Below are 6,372 nucleotides of genomic sequence, written 5' to 3'. Positions count from 1 at the left end.
TTGTTCGCACCTTCCTTAGCACTACCGTCTTTAGCACCATGCTCATCCTTAAAGTGATAGCCATAATTACGGAAACCACCGGTCAGGCCGAACGTAAAATCATCGGTGCCGATAAAACGATAGCGTAATTCTACTTCAGGTCGATCGAAATAGGTGCCGCGCGTCATGCTACTGTAATCAACCGGCCCTTCCTGATACATAGCCAGCGAAATGGTCCATGCATCCCATGTGGCATTAAACCACACGGAGGGTTCATATAATCCATCTTTATCGTCAGCCTGACCTTCTACGTTTTCAATTTCATACATGGCGCCAATATTAAATTCCCACTGTTTGGCTGATTCTGTTGCTTGCGCGCAGCTCACCCCTGCGCACAGGACGAGCGCAGCACTTCTTAGTAGAGTACTCATTAAAATATTCCTTTATAATTAACACACAAAAAACCGGAAACTTTCATTTCCGGCGAACACCTTTCTTATCTAATAGCTGTTTCAGTATCAGCATCGAAGAAATGGCACTTATTCATATCGAACTGGATGCCGATATTCTCTCCGGCAACGTAATCATCCGCCGCTCCCGCACGGACAACCAGTTCATGCCCACCCACGGTGGCATAAAGCATAAATTCAGCCCCGGTCAGCTCAGCAACGCTGATCTTCGCCGTGATGTTTTCACCGCTTCGCTGTGCGGTGAGAATGTCTTCCGGACGGATCCCAAAGACAACCGCTTTACGCTGGTAACCTTGCGCATTAAGCACGGCCAGCTTGTCCTCCGGGATCTCCAGATGCAGCGTTTCCGTCACAAAGTAGCGGTCGTCGATTGCGCCACGAATGAAGTTCATCGCCGGTGAGCCAATAAACCCTGCAACGAACATATTCGCCGGCTCGTTGTATACCTGCTTCGGCGCGCCCACCTGCTGAATGATGCCGTCCTTTAAAATCACGATGCGGGTCGCCATCGTCATGGCTTCCGTCTGATCGTGCGTCACGTAAATCATGGTGGTATTAAGCTTCTGGTGCAGCTTGCTGATTTCAGCGCGCATCTGCACACGAAGTTTGGCATCGAGATTGGATAAAGGCTCATCCATCAGGAAGACCCCCGCTTCGCGCACTATCGCCCTGCCTAACGCCACGCGCTGGCGCTGACCGCCGGACAACGCACCAGGTTTACGCTGGAGATAGTCGCGCAAGCCCAGGATCTGTGCCGCCCAGGTAACGCGTTCTTCAATGACGGAGGGCGCAATTTTTTGCATTTTCAGGCCAAACGCCATGTTGTCGTAGACTGTCATATGCGGATAGAGCGCATAGTTCTGGAAGACCATCGCGATATCACGGGACTTGGCGGGAACATCATTCATGCAAACCCCGTCAATAATCAGTTCACCCGCGCTGATCTCCTCAAGGCCGGCAATCATTCGCAGCGTCGTGGATTTCCCACAGCCCGATGGACCGACGAAGACAATAAATTCTTTGTCTTCAATTTCGAGGTTGAAATCTTTAACCACGTGGACCTGGTTATCATAGATTTTCTGAATGTGTTTCAGAGACAGTTGAGCCATTATTAATTCCTTATCAATACGCCCGGGATGCCCAGAACGCCGTGAGGCGTTCCCAGGTCAGTTCCTGCGTTGAATGAAGTTGTAATCCCGCATGGTTCAGGCCAGGCCCAATCCCGACCGACAGCATGCCTGCGGCGTTGATCGCATCTACCCCTGCGGCGGCATCTTCGATACCAATGGCCTCTTCAGGACGCACGTTCAGTCCTTTACAGGCCGCAAGGAAGATTTCCGGGTCCGGCTTTGAGCGGCAAATGCGCGAAGCATCGGCGCAAAAATCGAAAGCCTGATGAATACCCAACGCGTGCAAAATCCCAGGGGCATTAAGCGATACGGATGCCAGGCCAATTTTGACCTTCGCGGCGCGAATATCCGCCAGCACGTCGCAAATACCCGGCAGCAGCGAATCCTGCGTCAGTGATGCCAGCGACTGGACGTAAAGCGCGTTTTTTTTCGTCGCCAGCGCCAGGCGCTGCTCGTCACTGAACATCCCCTCTTTCCCGCCATGTTTCAGAATGCGCTGGAGGGAGTCCATACGGCTTATTCCCTTCAGCTGTTCGTTAAATACTTCATCGAAGGTGATACCAATCTCCTCCGCCACGGCGCGCCAGGCTAGAAAGTGAAGATGAGCGGTATCGGTGATGACCCCGTCCAGATCGAATACAACAGCGTTAAGCGTCATGGCGCCCCTCCGTGGTAGCGGTCCCATTAACAGATGCAAGAAAGTCCTTACGCTCACAGACCTTTCGCCCTGATACGTGCAGCGTTTTACCCCACAGCGTCAACGTGACAGGTGCGGTAGTTTCAATGGTTAACTGGTCATCTTCACAGGTAATGTGCATTGTTGCGTCCCGCCACCGCAGCGGGAAGGCGAGTTTCTGCCAGTGAACAGGCAGCTTCGGCGCAAGATGCAGCTCCCCTTCGCTAATGTGCAGGCCAGCAAATCCCTGAATGGCGCCCAACCAGATCGCACCGGTGGCGGCGGCATGAATACCATCATCGCTGCTGTGCGGGTCGTCTCCCAGGTCAATGGCGATACCATCGCGCCAGAAGGCATACGCCCCCTCGGTGTCACCGCAGCGTGCGAGCACAATGCCGTGAATGGCTTTACTCAGGGATGAATCATGGATCGTGCGTGGCTCGTAGAACGCCAGATTGGCGGCACATTGCTGCGGCGTAAACCGTTCCGGCAGCAGGTAGTTAAGCATCACCACGTCGGCCTGCTTCAGGATCTGCATCTCGTTCACTTCCGCGCGAGAGTAATCAAGCAGAATGGTTTGCTTACCCGCTTTGGCTTTATAGCGACTCAGATCGATGGCAGGTTTTGCCATGAAGGTATCATCCTGCGGGATCACACCCTCTGCGTCGGCCTCTGGCAGCCACAGGCGCGCCAGAAACGTCCCGGCATTCTCCGTAAAACGCGCATCTTCACGCCCAAACATCGCCATAAACTGACGCGCGCAGGCAACGTTGTGCCAGGCCAGATAGTTGGTGTAGGCGTTGTTGTTGACATGCTCGGTGTATTCATCCGGTCCGATTACGTCATGGATCTCAAGACGACCATTAATTTCCGTCGCGCGTCCCATCCAGAACGAAGCGGTTTCCATCAGCAGCGTCAGGCCCTCATTGCGCATAAAGGCATCGTCGTGTGTTGCCTGCCAGTAAGCGACAACGGCCCAGGCAATATCAGCCACGATGTGGTGTTCAGCGAGTGCGGAGGCGACCTTCTGGCGAACCCCGGTGCGGATGTTAATGGCCGCGAATTCTGGCGTCTCTTCCTGTCCGCTGGCGGCGCTTTCCCACGGGAACAACGCGCCCGGCCAACCGTTACGGCGTGCTTTTTCACGCGCGCCCGAAAGATTGAGCCAGCGATAGCGCAGCAGACTGCGGGCAATCTGTGGACGGGTAAACAGATGGAACGGCAGCAGGAAAATTTCGGTATCCCAGAAGACGTGTCCCTTATACCCCTCACCCGTCAGCCCTTTAGCCGCAATACTGCTTCGCTCATCATGAGCAGGCGTCATTGTCGTCAGATGCCAGACGGCGTAATCCAGCGCCAGCTGATCCTGCTGTTCTGCACACGTCACTTCCACCCGAGCATCACGCCAGACCGCTTCCCAGGCGTACGCTGAGCTCTCAAGCAACGCATCGTAGCCTCTTGCCGCGCAGACTTTGAGATCGGCCAGCGCGTTGCGGGCGAAAGACTCCTGCGAGAGCGATTTATCGCAGCGATACGTCAGCCAGACGATTTTCTCAAGCGTGACAGTGTCACCTTGCGAGATAGTCAGAGAATGATGAACGCTGAGGCGACGATTTTTGGCGGTGAAACAGCTGTCGCTCTTAGCGGAGAGCTGACAAAACGCCGAAACAACAACTTCAGACGCCCGGTCCTGCGTTTCATACACACCCTGCATGTAGTGCTGGTCAAAGACCCTGACCGAGATTTCATCCAGATGCTGCCTGCCGCTGTTCGTTTGTGTCGCATCTATGCCGGTTTTCAGCACGGCCTGAGCGGCGCCGTCAAGCGGTGTGATCGAGAGCTGCATTGCCACTAAGGGCAACTGGTCCAGCGAAACAAAACGACGGCTCTCGAGGCGATAGCGTTTTCCGTCCGGCGAACGCCAGACAACGTTACGATGCAGTTCGCCGTTAGCAAAGGCCAGCTCGCGTTGCCACTCAAGAATTTCGCCTGAAAGGAGCGTGAAATTGACGCCGTCCAGCTCAACTTCAACCCCGGTGACATCCGGCAGATTGATCAGCTCAGTGGTTTCATTGCGTCCCGCGCGATGATACAGCCCGGCGAGATACATGCCTCTGGTCTGCTGGGTGTAATCTTCTTCATGCGTGGCGCGAATGCCCATGTAGCCATTGCCGCAGGCCATAATGGACGCGTACTTATTCAGGCTATGCGGGCAAAAGCCCGGATCGGTTAATACAGACTGGTTCAGCATAACGTCACGCTTTCCCCTGTTTCCGCGGCTTCATATAACGCCGCGACTAATTGCTGGATCACCAGCCCCTGCTCCGCATCGGCAATCATGACCGGCTCGCCCAATACGTGGCGAACAAACGCGTCCATACTGCGCAGATGTCGGCGATCGTCAGCCTCTTCCCGCTGGGTCAGCGTCTGTAAAACACCGGCTTCGTCGTTATAAATGTGTGCCGGGAACAGCGTTGCACCCGCCTTCTCACCGCAGAAAGAGACGTTCATGATCGACTGCTCGCGGATATTAAGCGCAAAAGAGGTGTCCAGACGCAGAATGCCACCGTTGCAGAACTCAATCGTGCCAAACAGGGCATCTTCCACGGTAAACTGCGCAGGATCCCATTCGCCAAACTGGCCGGTGTGTTTCCGGTTCCCCAGTCTCTGGAAGCTGTGCGCGGTTACCCGCTTCACGGCCGGGAAGCCCAGCACATACATCGCGGCATCCAGCATATGAATGCCGATATCGATCAGCGGCCCGCCGCCCTGAAGCGATTTATTGGTGAACACGCCCCACCCCGGCACACCGCAACGACGCAGCGCCTGCGCGGAGGTGAAGTAAATTTCACCGAGCGTTCCGTTCATAACCGCATCGCGCAGGAGCTGGGTATCCAGGGCAAAGCGATGGTGAAAATCGTACGCGAGGACTTTTCCAGCCTTGCGCGCCGCGAGACGCATCTCATCCGCCTGGTGCGGCGTCATCGCCGGCGGCTTTTCACACATCACATGACAGCCTGCTTCGAGAGCCGCCATCACATGTTCAAAATGGAACCGGTTAGGCGAACAGACGCTCACCACATCCGGTTTTACTTCCTGCAACATCTCGTGAGCGTCCTGCCATGCCGATGGAATAGCATAACGTTCCGCGAACGCCTGTGCCTGCTCAAGGCGGCTGTCCATGACAGCCACCATTTGAACATCACTGCGCGTGGCGTAATACGAGGCATGCACTTTGTCTGCAACCTGCCCGGCGCCAATGATGGCGACGCGCAGAGGCAAAGGTGTAGAAGCACTCATCACGCTCGTCATCCTTAGCATTCACGCAAGTAAGTGAGAGAGTCCTTATAGGCCTGAGCCGGATCGTCGGCACGCACCCGGCACTCGTACACGACGTAACCCTGATAGTTATCGGCACGCAGCTGATCGAACAGGCTGGCGAAATCGAGGCTGCCGCTGCCCGGCTGATAGCGGTGGTTATCAGCAATGTGCACATGACCCAGCAGGTCGCGGTTGTGATGCAGCGCTTCCGTCAGGGAGTCTTCTTCAATATTCATGTGGTAGAAATCACCGATGATCTGCACGTGCTTCAGGCCGTTCTCTTCGATATAACGACGCGCATCGGCCAGGGTGTTGATCATATGATCCTGATAGCGGTTCAGCGGCTCCAGGTAGACGGTAGTACCGGTGCGCGCTGCCACCTCATCCAGCCAGCGCAGGGAAGCGCTGACCGCTTTGCGATCGCCGTCCAGGCTACGTGGCGAAGTCATTGGCGGCAGACGGAAGGTAAACATCCCCCACGCAGCCGGAACGATAATCCCCTTGCCGCCCACTTCTGCCAGCGCTTCCAGAATGCGTTCAATCTGCTGTAGACCGTTCAGGCGGCGTTCTTCGATAAAATCCCCGATCCAGCCATCGTATCCGCCACAGGCCGTCGTGACCGGCAGGCCGGTGGCTTTGATAGCCGCTTTTACTTCGTCGAGGTTTTCCACCAGCAGCCGGCCATCAATTTCGTAGCCATCAAATCCCATCGCTTTGATGTATTCGAATTTTTCCATGATAGCGGTCGGGAAAAAGGCCTGGTTTTGTGTTGCGATTTTCATGATTTGCTGTCCTT

Annotated in this window: 6 protein-coding genes; all 6 read right to left on the bottom strand. The window is 55.2% G+C overall.

All coding sequences use genetic code 11. The annotated features are described in order from the left end of the window. A partial coding sequence (locus IPZ49_RS14240; protein ID WP_193762851.1) for an OmpG family monomeric porin occupies positions 1–410 on the bottom strand: 410 nt, incomplete at its 3' end. A 65-nt stretch (positions 411–475) separates the two neighbouring features. After that, a complete protein-coding gene (locus tag IPZ49_RS14235; RefSeq protein WP_045349641.1) occupies positions 476–1,558 on the bottom strand; it encodes an ABC transporter ATP-binding protein in 1,083 nt (360 codons plus the stop codon). 13 nt (positions 1,559–1,571) lie between these two features. After that, positions 1,572–2,237: a beta-phosphoglucomutase gene (gene pgmB / locus IPZ49_RS14230; RefSeq protein WP_062937813.1), complete on the bottom strand. Its 666-nt coding sequence runs from the start codon at positions 2,235–2,237 to the stop codon at positions 1,572–1,574. Further along, positions 2,227–4,506 carry a glycoside hydrolase family 65 protein gene (locus IPZ49_RS14225; RefSeq protein ID WP_063932755.1) on the bottom strand — a complete coding sequence of 760 codons (2,280 nt, stop codon included), beginning with the start codon at positions 4,504–4,506 and terminating at the stop codon, positions 2,227–2,229. Before IPZ49_RS14225 ends, pgmB begins: the two co-directional genes overlap by 11 nt. Next, the gene (locus IPZ49_RS14220; RefSeq protein WP_108454265.1) at positions 4,500–5,558 is read right to left on the bottom strand and encodes a Gfo/Idh/MocA family protein; all 1,059 of its coding nucleotides are present in this window, start codon (positions 5,556–5,558) and stop codon (positions 4,500–4,502) included. Before IPZ49_RS14220 ends, IPZ49_RS14225 begins: the two co-directional genes overlap by 7 nt. A gap of 11 nt (positions 5,559–5,569) precedes the next feature. Beyond that, positions 5,570–6,358, bottom strand: a complete 789-nt coding sequence (locus tag IPZ49_RS14215) for a sugar phosphate isomerase/epimerase (protein WP_017383087.1) — start codon at positions 6,356–6,358, stop codon at positions 5,570–5,572. Positions 6,359–6,372: the final 14 nt, after the last annotated feature.

It is taken from the genome of Enterobacter cloacae complex sp. S2, assembly GCF_015159675.1.
GTDB lineage: Bacteria > Pseudomonadota > Gammaproteobacteria > Enterobacterales > Enterobacteriaceae > Enterobacter > Enterobacter intestinihominis.
Note: the sequence above shows the minus strand (reverse complement) of the source record. Positions and strands in the feature narration are given on the sequence as shown.

Excerpts from the sequence above, each read along its gene's own strand:
- IPZ49_RS14215 (WP_017383087.1), bottom strand. The coding sequence starts at position 6,358 with ATGAAAATCGCAACACAAAACCAGGCCTTTTTCCCGACCGCTATCATG.
- IPZ49_RS14235 (WP_045349641.1), bottom strand. The coding sequence starts at position 1,558 with ATGGCTCAACTGTCTCTGAAACACATTCAGAAAATCTATGATAACCAG.
- IPZ49_RS14225 (WP_063932755.1), bottom strand. The coding sequence starts at position 4,506 with ATGCTGAACCAGTCTGTATTAACCGATCCGGGCTTTTGCCCGCATAGC.
- pgmB (WP_062937813.1), bottom strand. The coding sequence starts at position 2,237 with ATGACGCTTAACGCTGTTGTATTCGATCTGGACGGGGTCATCACCGAT.